Origin of the sequence: Halomonas sp. 707D4 (assembly GCF_024158685.1) — a bacterium.
Taxonomy (GTDB): Bacteria; Pseudomonadota; Gammaproteobacteria; order Pseudomonadales; family Halomonadaceae; genus Vreelandella.
Map to the genome: position 1 here is coordinate 1 of NZ_JAMZBD010000509.1, position 2,153 is coordinate 2,153.

The 2,153-nt window shown below is 65.7% G+C and carries 3 protein-coding genes and 1 pseudogene; 2 read left to right on the forward strand and 2 right to left on the reverse strand.

The window, feature by feature from the left end; genetic code table 11:
* Both BIS11_RS15900 and BIS11_RS15905 read left to right on the forward strand, forming a co-directional pair.
* Positions 1-193: pseudogene (locus BIS11_RS15900) on the forward strand (glutathione S-transferase); the annotation flags it as partial.
* 87 nt (positions 194-280) lie between these two features.
* Positions 281-616 (forward strand): zinc ribbon domain-containing protein YjdM, encoded by a 336-nt coding sequence (locus BIS11_RS15905; RefSeq protein WP_253425123.1) that lies wholly within the window; start codon positions 281-283, stop codon positions 614-616.
* Between the two features lie 37 nt (positions 617-653).
* Here the strand turns inward: BIS11_RS15905 and BIS11_RS15910 are convergent, their stop codons facing one another.
* The gene (locus BIS11_RS15910) at positions 654-1,409 is read right to left on the reverse strand and encodes a phosphatase PAP2 family protein (RefSeq protein WP_253425126.1); all 756 of its coding nucleotides are present in this window, start codon (positions 1,407-1,409) and stop codon (positions 654-656) included.
* An 87-nt stretch (positions 1,410-1,496) separates the two neighbouring features.
* Positions 1,497-2,153: ATP-binding domain-containing protein (locus tag BIS11_RS15915; RefSeq protein WP_253586519.1), on the reverse strand; the 657-nt coding region annotated here is incomplete at its 5' end.

Genomic DNA, 2,153 nt, shown 5'->3' on the forward strand with positions numbered 1-2,153 from the left:
GCTCGACAGCGAACTTGGCGATGTGCCGCCCGCCGTATCCCTCCACCTTGGTGAGATCACGACCGCCGTGGCGCTGGCGTATCTCGACTTCAGGCTGCCGGAAGTGGCCTGGCACTGTGCCTATCCTAAGCTCGAGACCTGGCAGGTAGGCATCGAGGCACGCGCAAGCTTTCAGCAGACGGCCTTCACCTAGCGGTTTGGAGGCGCGCAGCCCCTCGGTCGCCAAGGCCGCCCGCACTGAGTATCATCACCCGCTCATTTACTACAGAAGCTCTGAACCATGTCTTGCCCGCCATGCCCCCGCTGTCAGTCGGAATTCGTCTATCAGGACCAACGCCTGTTCATCTGCCCCGAATGCGCCCACGAGTGGGACCCCGACGAGCTCGCCGCCGAAGAGGCCGTGAACGTGCTGGATGCCCACGGCACGCCGCTGGCCGAAGGCGACAAGGTCACGCTGATCAAGGATCTCAAGGTCAGGGGCAGCTCGCAGGTGCTCAAGATCGGCACCCGGGCCGTCATCAAGCGGCTCAAGGAGGGCAAGGACCACCAGCTGGACTGCAAGGTGGACGGTGCCGGTGACATGATGGTCACGGCCCAGTTCGTGAAGAAAGCCTGACGCGGCCTGTCTGCGTCCGCTCGCGCACGATGCCGGGTCAGTCGCTATCGGATTCCTTCTCTTCCGCCTCGATCTGCCCACGCCCCTGAAGCCAGTGCATCACGCCCCAGCAGATCGCGGCCCAGCTGGCGCCGGCGGTCCAGCCGGCCAGTACGTCAGTGGGCCAGTGGACGCCGAGATAGACGCGGCTCACGCCCACCAGCAGGGTCAGCAGTATCGCCAGTAACAGCAGATAAGCCTTCAACCGCAGCGCGGGCTGGATGCGGATGAGGAGTGCGGCGAGCGTGAGATAAGTCACGGCGGACATCATGGAATGGCCGCTGGGAAAGCTCGCGGTGTAGACCATGGCTTCGTGGGGCACGAGATCCGGCCGGGGGCGATCAAAGCCCAGCTTCATCACGGTGCTGAGCAGGATGCCGCCGGGCACCGCCACCAGCGCAAACAGGGCGGCGCGAAAGTGCCTGGCGAGCAGCAGATACCCTAGCGCCCCCAGCGTGATCAGCACCAGCACGCCGACCCCGCCCAGCGCCGTGAAGTCCCGGCCCATCTCCTCGACCCAGCCCGGGCCGATCGGGTCGTTGAGGTCCGCGGGGTTGCGAAGGGCGAGCAGCAGGCGCTCGTCGAAGCTCTGGGTGTCGCCCTCGATGACTTCACCGGCCAGGGCGATGAAGCCCCAGATGCCGCCGGAGATGATCGCCAGGCACAGCAGCAGGGCGAGTTCGTGGCGGCCCAGGCGCGTCAGCTGGGCAAAGGCCTTGCTTCCCATGCGGCCCACTTTCTTGTAGTGCTTCATTGGCAAGTCCCTTGCGTTGTTTGAAACGATTCTAGTGCGGCCTGGGCAGGGGGCCAGCCCTTCGTGTGTTCACCCTCCCTGTCACGCTCAAGTTCGCATCACTTCCCGCACCACCGCTTCGTTCAGGATGCCGCGCTTGGCTTCCACCACGGTGAGCCACGCGCGCGCGCGGGTGATGCCGGTGTAGACCAGTTCGCGTGTCAGAATCGGGTTGATCGTGGCGGGCAGCAGGAGCGCAGTGTGCACGAACTCGGAGCCCTGGGATTTGTGCACGGTCATGGCGAACACGGTTTCCACCGCGTGCAGGCGCGAGGGCAGTACCCAGCGGATGGGCTTTTGCGGGTCGCTGGTCGGAAAGGCGACGCGCAAAAGCGTCTGGTTGGGTGCGCGCGGGTCGGGCACGGCGAGCGTAATGCCGATGTCGCCGTTCATCAGTTTCAGCGCGTAGTCGTTCTGGGTGACCAGCACCGGGCGGCCCTCGTACCAGCCTTTTTCCAGCGTGACGTCGTTGGCCGCAAGCCATCCTTCACGGCGAAGCGTATGGGCGATTCGCGGGTTGAGGCCCTCCACGCCCCAGGGGCCCTTGCGCAGTGCGCAGAGTAGCTGAAAGCGGCTGTAGGCGGCGAGCACCTCGCCCGCCCAGGCATCGAACGCCTGGGGGTGGGTCTCGAACGCTTCGCCCTGGGGGCGCCGGGCTTGCAGCACGCTCAAGTAGTGGCGGTAGCCGGCGGGCTGGGCGATAGG